Below are 21,412 nucleotides of genomic sequence, written 5' to 3' on the forward strand. Positions count from 1 at the left end.
GTTGGAACGCCCATGACTTGGCAGATCCTGCTTGTGCTTAGTGTAATTATGTTAATGATGGTCGGGCTGATTTTTGAATGGGCTCGACCCGATCTCATTGTTTTTACTGCCCTTGCCATTTTCTTATTAACAGGCATCGTATCGCCAGAGGAAGGGTTGCAGGGGTTTAGCAATGAAGGTATGTTGACAGTGGCACTTCTCTTTATTATCGCCAGTGCCATTCAGAATAGTGGCATATTTAATCGGATAATGGTAAATGTCTTAGGTAAAAAGTCACGAGGTACTTTAGCTCTGTTACGGATGCTCGTCCCTGTTTCAGGTCTTTCGGCATTTTTGAATAATACACCTATTGTCGCCATGCTAACGCCTGTGATTCGGAAATGGTGTGAGGATCGTGGGATCTCTGCCTCCAAATTTTTAATTCCGCTATCGTATGCGACAATATTAGGTGGAATGATCACGATCATGGGGACCTCCACAACTCTTGTTGTTCATGGAATGCTTTTAAAAAATAATAATGAAGGATTTTCCTTTTTCCAAATCGCGATCATTGGCATTCCGGCCACTCTTATTGGTCTGCTTTATCTCGTGACAGTGGGTTATAAATTATTGCCTAACCGAAAAGGACGGGAATTTGATCGTACCGATAACAGTAAAGATTATCTTGCAGAATTGGTCGTTGAAGAAAACTATCCATTTATAAATCAATCAGTGGAACAAGCAGGCTTAAGACAACTCAATGGACTCTTTCTCATCGAAATTATCCGAGAATTTGAAGTCATTTCACCAGTAAGGGCATCAACCCTTATTCGAAAAGGCGACCGCCTTATTTTTACCGGGGAAGTTTCGACGATCGCCGAATTGCAAAACACAAAGGGACTCCGTCTCGACCCTGCTTCTGATATTTCAATTGAACAGCTGATTAATGCGGAGAATCAAGTGGTTGAGGTGGTCATCTCTCACCAATCCTCATTAATTGGGAAAACAGTAAAAACAGTGAATTTTAGAGGGAAATACGATGGCGCTGTTATTGCTGTTCATCGTCATCACGAAAGAATTCGAGGAAAGATTGGAAATATCATTTTAAAACCTGGAGATACATTATTAGTTTTAACAGGCTCAGATTTTAATATCAGACAAAATATGAATGACTTTTATGTCGTGACTCCCATTGCCAATCCTTTTATCTCAAAGGCGAATATTAAAAAGGGCTGGTTTACGATGGTGACCCTTGTCATCACGATTGGACTGGTGACCTGTGGATTTTTATCCATGTTTAAAGGGATGTGCCTTGAAGTCATCTTACTTTTACTTTCAAGAACAATCACTATTGAAGAGGCACAAAAGGCCTTGCAGTTTAAAGTTCTTCTTATTATCGCCTCAGCTTTTGGCGTCGGCGCAGCAATAACGCAGTCTGGTGCGGCGGAATGGATTGCGTCGGGGCTTGTGAAAGTCGGCCAACCCTTAGGGACACTGGCCCTTTTGTATATTGTTTATTTCTTAACCAATCTATTTACAGAATTTATTACGAATAATGCGGCTGCCGTGATGATGTTTCCCATAGCCATGTCAGTCGCCGATGCCGTTCACGTTGATGAAATCGCGTTTGCGCTCATTATTACTGTAGCTGCCTCAGCCAGTTTTATAACACCCATAGGGTATCAAACGAATCTCATTGTCTATGGACCAGGGGGTTATCATTTTAAGGATTATGTAAAAGTCGGACTCCCACTCAGTTTAATGGTTATGGTTTTGACAGTGACGATTGTTAAATTTGTATGGATAGGATGATGAAAATGACAAAGGCAACAAATATTGTGTGGCATGATGGTCAAGTTTCGAAACAAGATCGTCAAGCACTTAATGGACATAAAAGCGCCGTCCTTTGGTTTACGGGTCTTTCAGGTGCAGGTAAATCAACAGTTGCGGTAGAGGTTGAAAAATTGCTTCACAAAATGGGCATCCGCACCTATATCCTTGATGGTGATAATATTCGGCACGGTTTAAATAAAAATCTGGGCTTTTCTCCAGAAGATCGAAAGGAGAATATTCGACGGATTGGAGAAGTTTCCAAGTTATTTGTCGATGCTGGACTTTTCACACTCACTGCTTTTATTTCCCCTTATCAAGAGGATAGAGATTTAGTCAGGGATATTTTAGGGGAGAAAGAATTTATTGAGATTTATGTGAAGTGTGATCTGGAGGAATGCGAAAAACGCGATCCAAAAGGCTTGTATGCCAAGGCTAGAAAAGGTGAAATCAAGAATTTTACAGGGATTGATGCTCCTTATGAAGCTCCTGAAAAACCTGAGCTTGTGGTCGAAAATGATCGCCAGACAATCGGAGAATCAGCGCAACAAGTCATTGACTATCTTCAAAAAAACGGGTATATCTCCTAATGGAAGCTGATGCTATCAATATTCAGCATTTAATCGCAGCAGCCTTAAAAGCAGGAGAAGAAATCTTAAAGGTTTATGAAACAGATTTTCAGGTTGCACATAAATCAGATGACTCCCCACTGACACTGGCCGATCAAAAATCGCATGATACAATTGTCCATGCGTTAACCAAGCATTACCCAGAGATTCCGATTCTTAGTGAAGAGGGGCAGGATATTGCCTATGCGGAGAGGCAGCAATGGCACACCTTTTGGTTAGTAGATCCCCTTGATGGAACGAAGGAATTTGTAAAGCGGAATGGGGAGTTTACGGTCAATATAGCGCTCGTTGTCAACGCTGAACCCGTTATTGGGGTGATCTATGCTCCTGTCCTTGATACCCTATATATAGGAAAAAAACACTGGGGTACCTATAAAATAGAAGATAGTCACGAAGTATTGAATAGCGATATTAAAATAGAAGAGCTCGGTATTAGGCTTCCAAGTTCTAAGACAGAAACCTATACGGTTGTTGCCAGCCGTTCACATATGTCAGAAGCAACCGCAGCCTTTATAGCTGAAGCCAAAACAAAATACGGAGAAGTCATCACCTTATCAGCTGGAAGCTCACTCAAACTCTGTCTTGTTGCTGAAGGAAAGGCCAATGCCTATCCTCGTTATGCCCCCACAATGGAATGGGATACAGGGGCCGGTCAGGCCATTGTTGAAGCAGCTGGCGGAACGGTGACTGTGGCCGACAGTAAAGCCGTACTGACTTATAATAAAGAAAACTTGAGAAATCCTTGGTTTTTGGTGGAGCGGGACTAGAAATTAGCTAAGGCTCTTAAGGAAATTAAATAATCTTATTACTTTTGCTATAATTACAAAGGAGCTACTATTTGGTAGTTCTTTTTTTGTGTGTCTGCAACAGGCCTAGTCGATATTTGGAGAAATTTATCAAAAAAAGTAGAATTTTAGCTTCTAAAAAAGTAAAACTATGGTAAAATAGTCTTAGTAATTTTGGGTTACTAGTAAACTGTTTGCTATTTTTTTACGAAGGGAAGTTTAATTGTGAAGTTTGGTAAATTAGTAGTTGTAGGTGTCATTTTTTTGCTATGTTTTTCCTATATTCCATTAAGTGCAAGCGCAAGCACCAATGTTTTAGGAGATTCAAGAAATGCAGTTAATAATGTAAAAATATTAGCAGCTGAAGATAACGGAAAGGTAAATATTCACAAAGAAGCATCTGTAGAAAGTGATGTACTAGTATCTGTTCCTTCTAAGACAAAGGTATTAGTTTTACAACAAGGCTCTAATTATACTCAGGTCAGTTACTCTAATGAAGAATTAGGAGAACAATGGGTTGGTTTCGTTGCAAATAGCCTGCTTAAAGATGAGAAACAAGAACAGGCGGATGATGCAACGAAGGAGAATGAACAAGAAGCCCAGAAGAGTAGTAAGCAGCCAAGTAATGCTAGTGCAGATATTGAAGCAAAAGAAGTAGAAGAGCCCTCAACAGATTCACAATCCAAAAGTACTGAAAAACAAACAGTGAGTGATAATAAAAACACTGCTGAAAAAACAATCAAGAGTAAAAAAAGTGATAGTGTTGTAATAAGTGACAAACCTCAGAATCAAGTGACCTCTCCGAAAAAAGAATTGTTGAAAGGGCTATTATCAGCTCAAACTCTCCATGGTGTGGCCTTGAAGAATCCCACAAATATTTATTCGGAATCATCTGCTGATTCAAAAACCATTAAAAGTTATGCACAAGGAATTCTATTAAAATTTAAAACATTTACCTCAGATTGGTATGAATGCACAGTCTACATAAAGGGTAAAGCGACAACAGGCTATATCAATAAAAATGATGTAGAAGTACCAACAGCAAATCAAAAGACCTTAAAAGGGATTGGGACGAAAAGCTCAACCAAAGTTTACTCAAAAGCCTCGACAGGATCGAAGGCCTTAAAAAGTTATGCCCAAGGCTCAACATTAAAGTACAAAACGTTTACCTCAGATTGGTATGAATGCACAGTCTATATAAATGGCAAGGCAACGACAGGCTTTATCAATAAGGATGATGTAGAAGTTCCAACAACAAGTCAAAAAACTCTAAAAGGGATTGGGACAAAAAGCTCAACTAAAGTTTACTCAAAAGCCTCGACAGGATCGAAGGTCTTAAAAAGTTATGCCCAAGGCTCAACATTAAAGTACAAGACATTTACCTCAGATTGGTATGAATGCACGGTCTACATAAAGGGTAAGGCGACGACAGGCTATATCAATAAGAATGATGTAGAAGCACCAACAACAAATCAAAAGGCCTTAAAAGGGATTGGGACAAAAAGTCCAACCAAGGTCTATTCAAAAGCATCGACAGGATCGAAGGTCTTAAAAAGTTATGTTCAAGGCTCAACATTAAAATATAAAACTTTTACTTCTAATTGGTATGAATGCACGGTCTACATAAAGGGTAAAGCCACGACAGGGTATATCAATGTAAAAGATGTCTCTGTTCCTACAGCAAATCCTACTCATTTAAGAGGCGTTGCTCTAGAAAAATCGACAAAAGTGTATACAGAGGCTTCAGCAGGCTCAAAAAGCTTAAAGAGTTATAGCAAGGGTTCCATTTTAAAATATAAAACCTTTATATCTGGGTGGTACGAATGTACAGTTTATATAAAGGGTAAAGCGACCACGGGTTATATTAAAGCGAGCACAGTGGAAAATGCGGTAACAAAGCAAACAACTATAAAAGGTAGTCCGATAACAAGTGTCAAACACGTGTACATTGCACCTTCTACAAGTTCAAAGGTTTTAAAATCTTATCAAAAAGGCGCTGTCTTAAAATATAAAACTTTCACATCAAATTGGTATGAATGTACCGTTTATATTAACGGCAAACCAACGACAGGCTATATCTATGCAAAAGTTGACCCTGTGAAAGATTTAAGTGATAGAGTTATAGTTTTGGATCCTGGTCATGGTGGGATTGATCCTGGTACAACCGGAGTTGATGGGCTAAAAGAAAAGGTTATTAATCTTACATATGCAAAGACGGTGAAAAATGCCCTTGAGTCCAAGGGAGCAACTGTCATTATGACTAGAAATAAGGATGAGAATTGTCAGACAGGAGCAACGGGACACGAAGAACTTCAATGTCGTGTGGATATATCTAAGAAGTATTCAGCAGACGTTTATATTTCAATTCATGCGAATTCGTCCACCAGTAGTAGTACAACTGGCATTGAAACACATTATAGTTCAAAAAATGACCCTGAATATCCTGGCGTTAATAAGTATCCAAAGGAAAGTAAATTGTTAGCTCAGGCTATACAAAAAGAGATTGTGCCAGCTCTTGGGGGAAATAGTCGTGGTGTGATTAGTGACAACTTGTATGTAACAAGAAAAAATACTTCACCTGCAGCATTGATAGAAATTGGTTTTATGTCAAATAGCTCTGAATTAAATCGTATTGAAGAAAGCTCAGTAAGGAATAGTTTCGCCAAGGCATTGACTGCGGCTTTAATTAATTATTTTAATGAAATCTATTAAATGATAAAATTGATTAGTAATTTGTTGTTTTACTAAATATTTTAATCTACTAATCCGATATATTTAGTGAACCTGTTACATCTTTTTTCATTAACTTAAGGAGGGGTTGTGTTGAAATTTGGGAAGTTAGGAGCTGTATTTTTAGCTATCGTTTTATTGCTGTCAATCAGTCCTTTTTATGCTAAAGCGGACTCAAATGACACGATTGTCAGTAAAAGTGACGCTGGTACAGCTATAGTTTATGGACAAGAAGGGAGTGACACTGTCGATATTTTGAAGGAAGAGACACCGGAAAGTGAAATATTAGTCTCAGTTCCTTCATTAACTAAAGTTTCTATAGAAGAAACAAACTCAGACTATTCCAAGGTCAGTTATACTGACGAGAAGACAGGAAAAACATGGGTTGGTTACATAACTAACGATTCATTTGTTGAGCCTTCTATAAGCAGGGATGACCAAAATGTTGAAAACAGTGATCAACAAGGGACAGACCAGGATAAGTCTGAAGATAGTAATGAGGCTCAGGATCAGCAATCTCAAGACACTGTAGCTGAAAATAAAGATCAAAGTCAACAATCAGATGAAACAACTACTGAAAGTGATAAAAACTCTGATCAAGCAGCAACTGAAAACGATCAAAAGGAAGCAGAAGATGATTCCGTTTCAGACGATCAAAAGAGTGCTGAGGAGTCAAAGGATTCTAAGGTTGAAAATAGTAGTGATTCAGATAAATCAGTTGCTGAGGATAAAACTACCACAGTTCAACCTAGAATATTGATGGCAAGAACCATGTCTGTTAAACAGGCTACACTTCATGGTATTGCTTTAAAAGACAAAACCAATGTTTACGAGAAAACTACAGGTTCAAAAGTTTTGAAGAGTTATGATCAAGGGTCTGTTTTAAAATATGAAACTTATTCTTCGGATTGGTATAAATGTGTTGTTAAGATCAATGGCAAATATCAAACCGGTTATATTAAGAAAACAGATGTTGAAAATGAGGTATCCAAACAAACAACCGTACATGGTATTGGCTTGGATAGTTCTACTAAGGTTTATTCCAAAGCTTCAACCAGTTCTAAGACACTTAAAACCTATGCACAAGGTAGTGTCCTAAAGTATAAAACCTTCACATCAGGCTGGTATGAATGTACCGTTATTATAAAAGGTAAAGCTACTACGGGTTATATCAATAAAAGTGATGTAGAAAACATCGTAACCAAGCAGGAGACTTTGCACGGAATTGGAAAAGGTACAACCAAAATCTATTCCAAAGCCTCTACAAGTTCAAGTGTATTAAAGAGCTATGCACAAGGTAGTGTCTTAAAATATCAAACGTTCACATCAGGTTGGTATGAATGTACCGTCTACATTAATGGTAAAAAGCGGACTGGTTATATTCAAAAAAGTGCAGTGGAAAATAGTGTAACCAAGCAAGAAACGTTACATGGTGTTGGAAAGAGTACGACTAAAGTCTATTCCAAAGCCTCTACAAGCTCAAGTGCATTAAAGAGCTATCCACAAGGAAGCGTCTTAAAATACCAAACGTTCACATCGGGTTGGTATGAATGCACCGTTTATATCAATGGTAAAAAGACCACAGGCTATATCAATAAAAATGATGTGGAAAACAGTGTATCAAAACAAGAAACACTTCATGGCATTGGAATAAAAAGTCCAACGAATGTTTATACTTATGCTTCGACTAGTTCTAAGGTACTAAAGTCCTATAAACGAGGAGCCTCGTTGAAGTATAAAACCTTTACATCAGAATGGTATGAATGTACTGTTATTTTAAATGGAAAATCGGTGACCGGTTATATTAAGAAAACAGATGTCGGGCAACAGTTATCAACAAATTACGGTGTTTCCTTCAATGATATGGTTGACTTAGAAATGACTAGAAGCCCTGACACAGACCTAATGATTGGTTATCTTCGTGAGGATGCTTTCGGTAGTATAAGTGGTTCTACAGGAACCATTAAAGGTACTGATTGGCGTGTGAGAAGTGATACAAATACAGATGCTGATGTCCTTGGATATCTTCAAAATGGAGCAAGAGTTGAAATTTTGAAGAGAATCAAAGTAGGTAACTATTACTGGTATGAGATCAAGTGTGTAGTAGCTAGTAGAAGTGCTTATAGGAATGAAGTAGCCTATTTTCTTGATCCTAATAATTTTGCAAAAGGAACACCAGAGTATTTGCAATTTTTAAACCTCACGAGTAGTGCTGGATTAAATGTTTCTGAGGTCAATGAAAATATTTTAAAGGGTAATGGTATTTTTGAGGGAAAAGCACAATCCTTTATTGATGCTGGTAAAAAGTATAGTGTTAATGAGATTTATCTTATTTCGCATGCTTTCTTAGAAACTGGAAATGGTAAATCTGAACTAGCTAATGGTATTAAAGTTAATATAAGGCTCGATTCAAAGGGCAACGTTGTATTTGCTGATAATGGTGAGAAAGAAGTTGACGTTCTTCCATCAAATGCTAAAAAATATGATGCTATTGTCTATAACATGTACGGAATTGGAGCCGTTAATGATGATGTTATCCATGGAGGGGCAAGAGAAGCCTTTAATAGAGGCTGGATAACTCCTGAGGATGCAATTATCGGTGGAGCACAATTTGTTTCAGATAATTATATCCATGCTGGTCAGGATACTTTATATAAAATGAGATGGAATCCTGATACGGCTAATATATGGCATCAATATGCTACAGATATTGGTTGGGCTGTTAAACAGACTTATAATATAAGTAATCTTTATGACTCACTTGATTCTTATACTTTAGTTTATGATGTCCCAGTTTATAAATAATTATCTTACAAAAATAGCTGTCGATTCATTCGACAGCTATTTTCACTTTTCTAAGGGGATAATTACTTTACTCATTGGACTTCCCTTAAAATAATTGATAAGTTATTATTAGATTTGTATTTGTTTCTTAAGGAGTAGAATTCCGAGTGAATAAGATATCTGTAATAATCCCTATATATAATACTACAGAATTTCTAGATGATTGTATTGGATCAGTTTCTGAGCAAACTTATAGAAATCTTGAAATTTTATTAATTAATGATGGTTCAGATGAAGAATGCACAAAAAAGATAATAAGTTTAGCAAAAAATGATGAGCGAATCGAAGTGCACCATCTTTCAAGAAGAAAAGGTGTGGGATGCGCTAGGAATTATGGTCTTGAAATAGCAACGGGTCAATACATATATTTTTTAGACAGTGATGATTATATTTCCAAAGAGACATTGCAAGAACTGGTGGAGAATATTGGAGATTATGAGCTTATATCTGGGCAGATCGAGGAAATAAATAAGGAACCCAGTGAAGTTGGGAACTCAAAAACAGAAATTGTAGTGGATAAGGACAAAACAAGGCAATTTAATAATAAGTCTGTGTTGCACCGACTCATTTCTAAAGCGTTCATTGATAAATATCAATTAAGATTTAACGAGGACGTTAGATGTTACTCAGATCTGGCATTTGTTGTCCCTTTGATGATTAATATTACCAAAGCACCACAATTACTCGGATGTATTTATTTTAAAAGGTTTCGTAATGATCCTATTTCCAATCCTTCATTGATGCAATCTGATATGGGGAAAATAATAATTGATTTTATAACCATATATAATCAATTAAGAGATAAGTATCAACAAAATGACGAGGCTCAATCCTTTTTAGATAAACAGTTTCTTAACTTATATAGAAATGAGATTATAGGTTATGCCAGCATTAGGAAGTTTAGCCAAGTTGAGTTTGATCAATTAAGATCTGCAGTCTCAAAGCTAGACAAAAAGCAGCTTGCTAAAATGCCTTTAATGATACGATCAGAATTAAAGCAATTAATAAAAGGTAAGCAAAACTTATTTTCAAAGTTGTTAAAGGTGCATGTAAACTTGGGGCTGTTAAGAAGAGGTTATCGAAGTCGGACGAAGATGTACCTTCAATTATATAGATCTTTGTTTACAAAAATGCCTATGAAAGAAAATTATGTGGTATTTGAAAGCTTTTTAGGAAAAAATTATTCTGATAGTCCAAAATATATTTATGAATATATGCAAAAGTATTGTCCGGAATATAAATTTGTATGGATTTATGCCGACCAAAGAAGAGAGATTCCAGGAAACCCCAAACAAGTTAAACGCTTTAGTTTCGCGTATTATTACTATTTAGGAAGATCGAAGTACTGGGTAAGCAATTCTCGTTTACCAAAGCATTTGAATAAACGTAAAGGAAATATTTACATACAAACTTGGCACGGGACTCCACTAAAAAAACTTGTCTTTGATATGAAAGATGTATATTCTGCGAATCCGAATTACAAGAAGGATTTCTATGAACAATCAAGGCGTTGGGATTATCTTGTTTCTGCGAATCAGTATTCATCTGATATATTCAGGCGGGCGTTTAAGTATTCCAAGCCAATGTTAGAGTATGGCTATCCTAGAAATGATATTATGTATGCTGAAAATCGTGATCAGATTGCTAAGTCTATCAAGGCAAAGCTCGGGATACCAGCAGGTAAAAGAGTCATTCTCTATGCACCAACATGGAGAGATGATGAATACTACGGAGCTGGTAAATACAAATTCAGCTTAAAATTAGATTTAGAAAGAATGCGCAATGAATTAGGAGAAGACTATGTTGTTATTCTCAGAATGCACTACTTTATTGCTGATAACCTAGACATAGGGGATTATAGTGGCTTTGCTTTCAACTTTTCAAAGTATGATGATATTGCAGATTTATACTTGATTTCTGATATACTCATTACAGATTACTCTTCAGTCTTTTTTGATTACGCTAATTTAAGAAGACCAATCCTTTTCTTTACTTATGATTTGGAGAAATATCGAGATACATTGAGAGGGTTCTACATCGATATCGAAAGAGAAGTTCCTGGACCTTTATTAAAGACCTCAGGTGACGTCATTAATGCTATTAAGAATATCGAAAAGATTGAAGAAGAGTACAGAGGGAAATATAAAGCATTTACTGAAAGATTTTGTAGTTGGGAGAAGGGAGTAGCCTCAGAGCAGATTGTGAAACATGTTTTTGGTCCCAAAAAATAGAAACTGAATAGGGAAATTTGATTAAAGCTAAAATAAATTTGACATCAATTTTATCGTAGCCTAGGAGGAATAGAATTTGCGAAAGATTAAAGTTGCTGTTATTGGATCAGCTGCTACTAGGGGGTGCTTTGAACTAAGTAACCAATCTGATTTGGATAACATATTGGAAGTCCATCTTTTAAATTATCAGTCGTCTTTAATCAGTATCATGTCAGAACCAATGGAAAGTTATTCATTGAAAGATAACGTGAGTTCATTTACTAAAAAAATTATTAGAGATGATTTTGAAAAAGGGATTTTTGATAAATTAAACGCTATTAACCCGGATTATGTCGTGATGGATTTTACTTCAGATGTTGCTTATGGAACATTACAAATTGGGAGTAAATACGTTACAAATAATCAACCAAGATTAGATCATGTTGAAATACCAGAGACAGGGATTCCCTTTACTTTAAAAACAAATCGTTCTGAGTATTTACAAAAGTGGACGGAATCTTTTAATGAGTTTACTCGCAAATTAAAAGAATCGTGTCCCTCTACGAAAGTTGTCGTTCATGCGGCAAGTTTTGTAAGTTCCTATTATGAAGAGACTTATCTATTAAAAAGCCTCCAGAGAAATGATGTCCAAAGCAAAAATAAGTTATTAAGGACTTTAGAAGGTACGATTACAGATAACGAGGTATATTTTATCGATCTTACAGATCGTAAATTTCATTCTTCTGAAATGCATAAATGGAAATTAGGCTATTTGCACTATGAAACAAAGTACTACAACGAATTTTTACTTGAATTCTTTAAATTAATCATTTGGTCTAATATGAGATAAAATATGAAGGATGATCTAAATGTCAAAAATTACCTTTTCAGTAATAGGTTCTTGCGTGTCGAGAGATGTTTTTAACCGGAAGTTTGTTCCGGAATATAAAGAGTTTTATGAATGTATAAGTACAGCATGGCAGAGTTCAATAATAAGTTTAATGTCTCCTAAAGTAACTCTTTCAAAAGATGACTTGGAGCTTTCAGAGGAAATTAGTAAACACAGGCATAATACACTAATGGAAGATTTATCTAAAGAATATTTAGAGGAGATAAAAACAAATCAGCCAGATTATATTATCATTGATTTTTATGCTGATATGAGATATGGTGTTGTTCAAATAGGTGATCGTTATTTAACAAATAATCCGAATGGGTTTAGGAAAACCAAATTCTTTCGTGAAAAAAAGTTTGACAATAGCTATCGTTTTCGTAAAAACCTTAATATCTACAGAGAATTATGGGAAAAAGCGTTTGATGACCTTTATAATTATGTGCAAGAACATTTACCAAAAACAAAATTGATTTTGAATTGTTTTCGTTATGCTAATTCCTATGTGAATGAAAATGGAGAATTGGTCATGTTTGATCAAGAGCGCTATAATTATCTTGATGCAGACACAAAACTTTATAATGAGCTTTATACTTATATTTTAGACAAGTATAAACTTCGTAAGATTGATTTAAGAGAAAATGAATATTATGCAGATGGTAATTATGCTTTTGGATTAGCTCCTTGGCACTATGAAAGAAAGTATCACAAGGATTATTTCCATACATTAAATCAGATCTGCTTAAGAGATTATGTATTTACAAAAAAACAGTCCAATGGAATTAGAGCAAAAATAAAGCGCCTATTAGGATAGGCGTTTTATTTTTTGCGTAAGTATGGGAGAAATAAGAACTACGAACTAAGATTTTCATACAAGTTGCTTAATATTTATTTTATATAATAAGGTGTAAAAATAACCCTTTCTAAAAAGGCTTTTATACCATGTGTTTTTATTCATTATTAAGACGTTTGATTACAATTATATGTCGAATTCCCTTTAATAATTGTTGTATCCTCAGGCCATATTATATAATATTAATTGTGACTTGTTTTTATTTAATTGGAATTGCCCTAATTAGTATACTGAGGTGACAACAGATGGTTGTTCGATTCATGAGAAAAGTTAAAAATCGTTTATTTAAAAAAAAGCAAAAGAAGTTAAAGCATTTTTTGAGTTTGGATCAGAATAATGAAAGTATTAATATAAGAGGTACATTGAGTAATGATAATTACATAGTTAAAGAACTAAGATTTATATCTCGGGACAATGAGCGAATAATAAAAATTAAAGCGAATCAGGCTTCATCAACATTTGACTTTAAAGTGAATCCTTATGAATTCCCAGAATTTCAAAACGGTGAAGAGCAATTATATAATTTATTTTTATATGTTAATGTGCCAAAGCGTATTTTTAGTGAAATAAAGGCTGAAAAGCTAGAGTCAAATGCTGAAGAGGTAATCAAAAAAGACGGTGAAGTTTATTTCGGCTACCCAATTAGACTAGGGAGATTTGAAGATACAGTTAGTGAAAACCTTAATTTTATTGAACATGATGGTTCGGTGTGTTCATTATACATAACGGTTAAAGGTAATGTTTCTTTTGTAGTTAATCGTGAGTTAAAGCAAAGCAGCAAAACAAAAATTGATTATCTAAGGTTAGAGCCCCATCGATTGATGGTTGGCGGGAAACTTTATACAAGAAATTCTAAAATCAATGACATTAAATTAATATTATTTGGAAGAAAATTAAATGTATCAACCACCCTTCCTCTAAAGTTGAAGTTTTTAGAAGAAGCAACCCGAAGGAAATATGGTTTGAATCGATATGATTATCAGGCTGATATTGATTTAAATAAACTATTTGAAAACGAAGCGCTTGATGAGGATATCTATGACTTACATTTTGAAGTGCAATTTCATGATTGTAAAGAACCGACAAGGATAAGAGTGGGTAAACCAAGAATCAAAGCAAGGAATTATTCGAATAGTAGCAGTGCTATTCGAGGAAATAAAGTATTTGGAGTTAGTCCCTATTACACATCAAAAGGATTTAATCTCTCATTACAAGTTGATAAGTTTGAAAGTGATACATATGAGTACTTAAGAAAGCTAATGCGTTGGTATTGGCTGATCCGTCCTTTTTATAGAAAAAAAAATATTTGGATCGTTGGAGAACAACCCTTCAAAGCTCAGGATACGGGGTTGGCTTTTTATAAATATGTGAGGAAGAATCATCCTAATAAAAACGTATATTATGTTATTGAAAAGGACTCCCCGGAATTTAGAAATGTAGAGCCATATGGCAATATATTAGATTTTAAATCGAAAGAGCATATATGGCACGTGCTGATGGCTAGAAAAATTGTGGGCTCTCATCATCCTGATTATTTATATCCACTTAGGACAAATGAATTTAAGAAAAAAGTAAAAGCAATAAAAGTTTTCCTTCAACATGGTGTTATGGGGACAAAGAATTCAGTTCACTTTTATGGGAAAAACTCGCCAGGTTTTGATGTTGATATGGTTTTTGTAAGTTCTGATTATGAAAAGGATATTCTTGTTAATGACTTTCAGTATAGACCTGAGGAAGTTAAGGTTACTGGATTATCGAGATTTGATACCTTACTAAATGGTGATGTTCAAGTTAAAAGGCAACTGTTAATTATTCCGACATGGCGGGAATGGTTGGTTAGTGAAGAACAATTTCTCGAGAGTGAGTATTTTGAAAGGTACACTACTCTAGTCAATGATCCAAGATTGCATGAACTCTCGCAAAAATATAATTTTGAGATCACATTCTGTCTACATCCAAATATGCAGAAGTTCACCTCGCTTTTTAAAAATGCTCCAGTAAGAGTGATTAGCCAGGGAGAAGTAGATGTCCAATACTTATTAAAAGAAAGTGCCATGATGATTACGGATTATTCCAGTGTGGCCTTTGATTTTAGCTTTTTGACAAAGCCGATTATCTACTATCAATTTGATCGAAGTAGATTTATTGGAAAACTGGGTTCCCATCTTGATTTGGATAATGATTTACCAGGTGATATTGTTTATGATCAAGAAAGTATTTTACAGTTAGTAGAAGAATATGCACAATCTGATTTTGAAATGAAGAAGGAAAATGAAATTAGAGCTTCTAAATTCTTGAAGTTCAAGGACCTCCGTTCGTCGGAAAGAATTTATAATGAAGTTACGAAAGTCCGCAAGAAGGGCATCATTAAGTCTGCTTTAGAGAGTAAAAAATACAGGGATTTTTACAACCGATTTAGAAAGAGTAGATATTATTTCCCAAGTATGAAATTGTTTTACGCGATTGCCAAAAGAATATTACCCGTCGATAAAAATTTAATACTTTTTGAAAGTGGTGTAGGAAAGCAGTATTCAGACAGCCCTAGATATATTTATGAGGAGATTTTAAAAAGAAGGCTTAAATATAAAGTGATTTGGGTTTGTAATAAACAAATTCGCTTTAATGATCCGAATACCAAGCGGATAAAGCGACTGAGTCCTCAATATTACTATTACTTAGCTAGAGCAAGGGTTTGGGTTAATAACCAAAATTTTCCCACTTACATTATCAAAAGGCCACAGACAACATACATCCAAACATGGCATGGCACTCCTCTTAAAAAAATGTTGTTTGATATTGAAGAGGTCCAAGGAAGAAATGAAGGATATTTGGAGCGGGTTTATAACGCAACAAAAACATGGGATTATTTAATTTCTCCGAGCCCATATGCAACAGGAGCATTTAAAAGTGCTTTTAGATATGAGGGGAATATTTTAGAAACAGGATATCCTAGGAATGATATCTTTTACAAGAAGGAGAATGAGAAAGGTAAAATAGCCCATCTTGTTAGGAATAGGTTAAATCTTCCTCATGATAAAAAGGTTATTTTGTACGCTCCAACATTTCGTGATAATCAAACATCCAAGAATAACAAATTTTTATTTGATATCAACATGGACCTTCATAAAATGAAGGAAACAATTGGAGACGATTATATCCTTTTGCTACGTATGCATGTCGCTATAAGTAACAAACTAAAGATAGAGAAAGAACTGAATGACTTCTGTTATAATGTGTCTAGCTATTCGGATATGCAAGAATTGCTACTTATAACAGATATACTGATTACTGATTATTCATCGGTTATGTTTGATTTCGCCAATACAAAAAATCCGATTTTATACTACACATACGATCTTGAAATTTATAGAGATCAAGTCAGAGGATTTTATTTGGATTTTGAAAAAGAAGCTCCTGGACCTTTCATGAGGACAACTGAAGATATAATTGAAAATATAATTGGCGTTAAAGAAGTTGAAAAACATTATCTTGAAAAATACAATGACTTTTATAATAAGTACTGCCTTTTAGAAGATGGTCATGCAAGTGAGCGGATTGTTGATAAATTGTTCGTATAACATATAAATGTGGAGATTTTTACAAGGTTTTAAAAGAGTTGAAAGAAAAACTTTATAATATATGAGAACAATTTAGAAAATAGAAATTGAATTAAACTATTTCTTAAAGGAGTTTCGATATGAAAAAGGTTATAACATATGGAACATACGATTTACTCCACTATGGCCACATCAATTTGCTTAAAAGAGCAAGAGAACTTGGCGACTACTTAATTGTTGGTCTTTCTACTGACGAATTTAATGCCGGAAAACACAAAGAAGCTTATCATAGTTATGAGAACCGAAAGTTAATCTTAGAAGCGATCCGATATGTCGATGAAGTCATTCCTGAGAACAAGTGGGAGCAAAAGATTGATGATGTTATAAAAAATGATGTTGATATTTTTGTTATGGGTGACGATTGGGAAGGAAAGTTTGACTTTCTTAAAGATTATTGTGAAGTGGTATATTTACCCCGTACAGTTGGCGTATCAACAACAAAGATAAAAACGGATTTATTTGCTGGAGATAGAAAGTAAGGATTTTATGATGAATCTCCAATATAAAAGGTATCATCCTCAAATTTGAGTGGTGATACCTTTTTTTAGTATTAAAAACAAGATGACTTATAGGAAATAAGGACTGGGTATAAAGTGATATCGATTACCAAAGAATTTATCTGTAAATTTCACTTGTTTTTTTTTCCAAATTATATTTATGGTCTTGAAAATCAATCCCAGTATGTGTATAATTCAAAAGTGAAGTTTACAAAGAATTTACGACAAATTTACCTATAAAAACAATATTCACATCACTATTCTATATTTTTTGATTATGTGGTGTTTTTTATTGGGAATTATGCCGTTAAATAAGAGACCAGGCAGATTAAATTTGGGGGGCAGTAAGATGATCTATGCTGCAATACTTGCGGGTGGTAAAGGGACTCGTATGGGCAACATAAGTATGCCAAAACAATTTTTGACATTAAAGGATAGACCAATCATTATTCATACTATTGAAAAATTCATTTTAAATGATCGTTTCGAAAAGATTATTGTGATTTCACCAAAGGAATGGTTAAATCATACAAAAGATATCATTAAAAAGTATATTGGGGAAGAAGAACGTATTGCGGTTACTGAGGGTGGTAAGGATCGTAATGAATCCATCATGAGTGGCATCCGTTATATTGATGAAGAATTTGGAATTAATGATGAGGACATTATAGTGACTCATGATTCAGTACGACCATTTTTAACTCATAGAATTATTGAAGAAAATATCAATTATGCATTAGAGTATGGGGCTGTTGATACAGCCATCGAAGCGATTGATACAATCATCCAATCAGAGGATGGCGAGAGCATTTCTGATATTCCCGTTCGCTCTACAATGTACCAAGGTCAGACCCCACAGAGTTTTAATATAAAGAAAATAGTTAAACTTTATAAATCACTTTCAGAGAAAGAAAAATCTATATTAACTGATGCTTGCAAGATTTGCTCTTTAAATGGAACAACCGTAAAAATAGTACCAGGTGAGCTCTTTAATATTAAGATTACAACACCTTATGATTTAAAAGTTGCTCAGGCGCTATTTAAGGAGTCAACTGTCCATGATTAATCAAATTTACCAATTAGTTTCTCCTCGTCAATATGAAGTAGCCTATAAGGAATTTTCATTAAATGATGATCACATTATAGTTCGCCCCACTCACTTGTCAATTTGTAGGGCCGATCAGCGCTACTATACAGGAAAACGTGGTAAGGAAACTTTAGCGAAAAAGTTACCAATGTCACTTATTCATGAAGGCATTGGTAAGATTGTATATGATCCTAAAAAGGAATTTAAAGTAGGGACCAAAGTAGTTATGGTACCCAATACACCTACTGAGTCTGATGAAATTATTGCTGAAAACTACTTGGAATCTAGTAAGTTTAGATCGAGTGGATTTGATGGCTTTATGCAGGACTATGTTTTTCTTGATCGAGATAGGGTGGTCCCCTTGTTTAAAGAGATGGATCCCAATGTTGCTGCTTTTATTGAACTAATTACAATTAGCATGCACGCCCTTAGTCGGTTCGAGAAAAAGGCTCATTCAAGAAGAAATGTATTTGGCGTTTGGGGCGATGGTAGTTTAGGATTTATTACCGCCTTACTTTTGAAAAGAGCCTATAAAAATAGCAAGGTTATTGTGTTTGGAAAAAACGCTCATAAATTAGAACGGTTTTCATTTGTCGATCAGTCCTATCAAATTGATAATATACCATCCAATGTGAGAATTGATCATGCCTTTGAATGTGTTGGGGGGATTGGAAGTCAATCAGCTATTAATCAAATTATTGATACGATTACACCTGAAGGCTCAATTTCTTTATTAGGCGTGTCCGAATATCCTGTTGAGGTTAACACACGTATGATTTTAGAAAAAGGGATAACTTTGATTGGAAGTAGCCGAAGTGGGCGTCAAGATTTTGTCAATACGGTTGACTTTCTGAAAGAAAATCAGGACATTATTGAATATTTAGAGACACTAATTGAGTCAGTTCAACCAGTGAAGACAATTCAGGACATCATAAATGCTTTTGAAAAAGATTTAACCTCTTCCTGGGGAAAAACAATTATGCTTTGGAGAATATAGGCTTTGAGAAAGAGGGGGACTAGTATGAAATTTAGCAAATTGGTAATGACAATTGTAGTAAAAAGACTTATACAAGTTGTCTTTTTTGTTTCGTCTGCCCTCTTTCCAGTTAACAATAATAAAGTAACCTTTGCGTCGTATCGTTCTAGTGAATTGAGAGGTAATTTACTAAATATCTATCATGAATTTTATAATCGTGGACAAAATTACAAATTTACTTTTTTGTTTAAAAGACTAAATTCTACATTTTTGGGGAAAATCAGCTATTTTTTTCATATTATAAGGTCAAGCTATCATTTAGCGACTTCGCGTTTTTTCTTTATAGACGATTTTTATTTCCCCATTTATGTCATTACCCCTCGAAAAGGAACCGAAATTATTCAATTATGGCATGCAGCAGGAGCTTTTAAAAAGTTTGGGTATAGTACATTAAGTAATACCTTTGGACCCAGTCAACAATATTTGAAACATGTTAAAGTCCATTCAAATTATTCAAAGGTTATTGTTAGCTCATCAGAAGTTATTCCTTACTATGCTGAAGCTTTTAACATGTCAGAAAGTAATATTATCCCCTTAGGTGTTCCAAGGACCGATATTTTTTTCGAAAAAGAAAAGTGTAAAGGAATTATTAGTAAATTCTACATTGACTTTCCTGAACTTGCAGATAAAAAAGTTATATTGTATGCTCCGACGTTTCGTGGTAAAAGTCATTATCAAGAAGCATATAAATGCCCAATTGATTTTATTAAGTTGAAGCAATTATTAGGAAACGAGTATGTTATTCTTTTACATCTCCATCCTTTTATGAACTCTGTTTCTTTTTTAGGTGATTATATGGAAGACTTCATTTATCAAATCCAAGATGATTACAATATTCATGAATTAATGATTATATCTGATATGTTGATTACTGACTATTCGTCCGTTGTTTTTGATTATAGTTTACTGGGGCGGCCAGTGGCGTTTTTTGCTGATGACCTAGAGCAATTTAAATTGGAGCGGGATTTTTACTATGATTATGATACTTTTATACCTGGTCCTAGTTTTAAAGAAACAGACAAACTAGCACAATGGATTCTAAAGGCTGAATTTGATATTGACGCTATTATAAATTTTCGTAACAGATTTTTTAATTTTGTCGATGGTCAATCGAGTAAAAGAATTGTTGATTTTTTATTAGATGAAGTTTGAAACGAAGAATATTCTTGTAAAAATTTATTAAATTTACCTAGATTGTTTTCCTTGAAATGTTTTATTACTTTTATATACAAAGGGTTATTCGATGATAAGAACTTCAGATATATTTTATAAGTTTTTTAGAAGTAGGATTTTTAGATCGGTATACAAAATGTTCAAAATTTTACCATTGAAAAAAGATAGAGTTTTATTTATTTCCGATAGCTGTTCAGAATTAAACGGTAATCTTAAATTTGTCTATAACGAAATGTTAAAAAGAAAACTAAATTTTGAATATAGATTTTTGCTAAAACAAAGTATTGAAACAAGAAAAAGTTACAAAGAAATATTAGTACTGGCTTATCTAATTGCAACCTCAAAATTTATTTTATTGGATGACTTTTATCCTATGATCTACCCATTAAAAATCCGAAAACGTTCTGAACTTATTCAATTATGGCACGCTGTGGGTGCTTTTAAAAAATTTGGTTACAGTCGTGTTGGCTCCCAGGGAGGTCCACTTCCCAATTCAAAAAATCATAGAAATTATACTAAGGTTATTGTTAGTTCCGAAAATGTAGCTCAACATTATGCAGAAGGATTCGGTATTGAAATTAAGAATGTTCTTGGAACAGGAATTCCAAGAACAGACATTTTTTTTGATGAGGATTACAGGACAAGTGTTATTAATAAATTTTATTCCGAGTATCCTTATCTTCGAAATAAGAAAGTAATAACTTTTGCACCAACATTTAGAGGAAGAGGTCAAAGTACCGCATATTATCCGATGGAAATGTTAAATATTAAAAGTCTATATAATGAATTAAAGGATGATTATATTTTATTAGTGAAGTTTCATCCTTTTATTAAAGAAAAAATTATTATTCCAAACAAATATAAGGATTTTTGTTTTGATTTTACATTCTATGAAAATATTAATGATTTACTCTTTATTAGTGATATATTAATAACTGATTATTCATCGGTATGTTTCGAATTTGCATTGTTAAACAAACCCATGTTATTCTTTGCTTTTGATTTAGAAGAATACATTCATAATCGTGGCTTTTACTATGATTATCAAACTTTCGTTCCGGGGCCAATTGTACGGAACACAGATGAAGTAATTAAGAGGATTTTAGACAGGGACTTTGATTACGAAAAATTAGAATCTTTCATAGATTATTTTTTTGATCACTTAGATGGGAAGTCTAGTGCAAGAGTTGTTGATCAAATTATTTTGGAAAAGAAACTGGATTAAGAAATTTATTATGTACAGCATGGGG

General features: G+C 34.3%; 14 protein-coding genes. All 14 read left to right on the forward strand.

The genetic code is table 11. From position 1 onward, the window contains the following. Positions 1–12: 12 nt before the first annotated feature. Entirely contained in the window at positions 13–1,791 is a 1,779-nt protein-coding gene (locus IEV91_RS03510) for an SLC13 family permease (RefSeq protein WP_188496015.1), read from the forward strand. A 5-nt stretch (positions 1,792–1,796) separates the two neighbouring features. Next, entirely contained in the window at positions 1,797–2,399 is a 603-nt protein-coding gene (gene cysC, locus IEV91_RS03515; protein ID WP_188496016.1) for an adenylyl-sulfate kinase, read from the forward strand. Beyond that, the gene (gene cysQ / locus IEV91_RS03520) at positions 2,399–3,205 is read left to right on the forward strand and encodes a 3'(2'),5'-bisphosphate nucleotidase CysQ (protein ID WP_188496017.1); all 807 of its coding nucleotides are present in this window, start codon (positions 2,399–2,401) and stop codon (positions 3,203–3,205) included. The genes cysC and cysQ overlap by 1 nt, the downstream gene beginning before the upstream one ends. A 243-nt stretch (positions 3,206–3,448) precedes the next feature. Next, positions 3,449–5,935: an N-acetylmuramoyl-L-alanine amidase gene (locus IEV91_RS03525; protein ID WP_188496018.1), complete on the forward strand. Its 2,487-nt coding sequence runs from the start codon at positions 3,449–3,451 to the stop codon at positions 5,933–5,935. A 111-nt stretch (positions 5,936–6,046) separates the two neighbouring features. After that, on the forward strand, positions 6,047–8,758 hold the full coding sequence (locus IEV91_RS03530) for a glucosaminidase domain-containing protein (RefSeq protein WP_188496019.1): 2,712 nt from the start codon (positions 6,047–6,049) through the stop codon (positions 8,756–8,758). Positions 8,759–8,904: 146 nt separating this feature from the next. After that, a complete protein-coding gene (locus IEV91_RS03535) occupies positions 8,905–11,028 on the forward strand; it encodes a bifunctional glycosyltransferase/CDP-glycerol:glycerophosphate glycerophosphotransferase (RefSeq protein ID WP_188496020.1) in 2,124 nt (707 codons plus the stop codon). A gap of 76 nt (positions 11,029–11,104) precedes the next feature. Further along, the gene (locus tag IEV91_RS03540) at positions 11,105–11,857 is read left to right on the forward strand and encodes a DUF6270 domain-containing protein (RefSeq protein ID WP_188496021.1); all 753 of its coding nucleotides are present in this window, start codon (positions 11,105–11,107) and stop codon (positions 11,855–11,857) included. A 19-nt stretch (positions 11,858–11,876) separates the two neighbouring features. Then, positions 11,877–12,713: a DUF6270 domain-containing protein gene (locus tag IEV91_RS03545; protein WP_188496022.1), complete on the forward strand. Its 837-nt coding sequence runs from the start codon at positions 11,877–11,879 to the stop codon at positions 12,711–12,713. Positions 12,714–13,012: 299 nt separating this feature from the next. Beyond that, complete coding sequence (locus tag IEV91_RS03550) at positions 13,013–16,330, forward strand: CDP-glycerol glycerophosphotransferase family protein (RefSeq protein WP_188496023.1); 3,318 nt, start codon at positions 13,013–13,015, stop codon at positions 16,328–16,330. A gap of 119 nt (positions 16,331–16,449) precedes the next feature. Continuing rightward, the gene (tagD, locus tag IEV91_RS03555) at positions 16,450–16,848 is read left to right on the forward strand and encodes a glycerol-3-phosphate cytidylyltransferase (RefSeq protein ID WP_188496024.1); all 399 of its coding nucleotides are present in this window, start codon (positions 16,450–16,452) and stop codon (positions 16,846–16,848) included. Between the two features lie 367 nt (positions 16,849–17,215). Further along, positions 17,216–17,932: an IspD/TarI family cytidylyltransferase gene (locus IEV91_RS03560; RefSeq protein ID WP_188496025.1), complete on the forward strand. Its 717-nt coding sequence runs from the start codon at positions 17,216–17,218 to the stop codon at positions 17,930–17,932. Continuing rightward, positions 17,925–18,950, forward strand: a complete 1,026-nt coding sequence (locus tag IEV91_RS03565) for a ribitol-5-phosphate dehydrogenase (RefSeq protein ID WP_188496026.1) — start codon at positions 17,925–17,927, stop codon at positions 18,948–18,950. Before IEV91_RS03560 ends, IEV91_RS03565 begins: the two co-directional genes overlap by 8 nt. 24 nt (positions 18,951–18,974) lie before the next feature. Further along, positions 18,975–20,141, forward strand: coding sequence for a CDP-glycerol glycerophosphotransferase family protein (locus IEV91_RS03570; RefSeq protein WP_188496027.1), 1,167 nt, complete (start codon positions 18,975–18,977; stop codon positions 20,139–20,141). A 91-nt stretch (positions 20,142–20,232) separates the two neighbouring features. After that, on the forward strand, positions 20,233–21,387 hold the full coding sequence (locus IEV91_RS03575; protein WP_188496028.1) for a CDP-glycerol glycerophosphotransferase family protein: 1,155 nt from the start codon (positions 20,233–20,235) through the stop codon (positions 21,385–21,387). The last annotated feature ends 25 nt before the right edge of the window (positions 21,388–21,412 follow it).

The sequence above is a fragment of the Pullulanibacillus pueri genome (assembly GCF_014639255.1).
GTDB lineage: Bacteria > Bacillota > Bacilli > Bacillales > Sporolactobacillaceae > Pullulanibacillus > Pullulanibacillus pueri.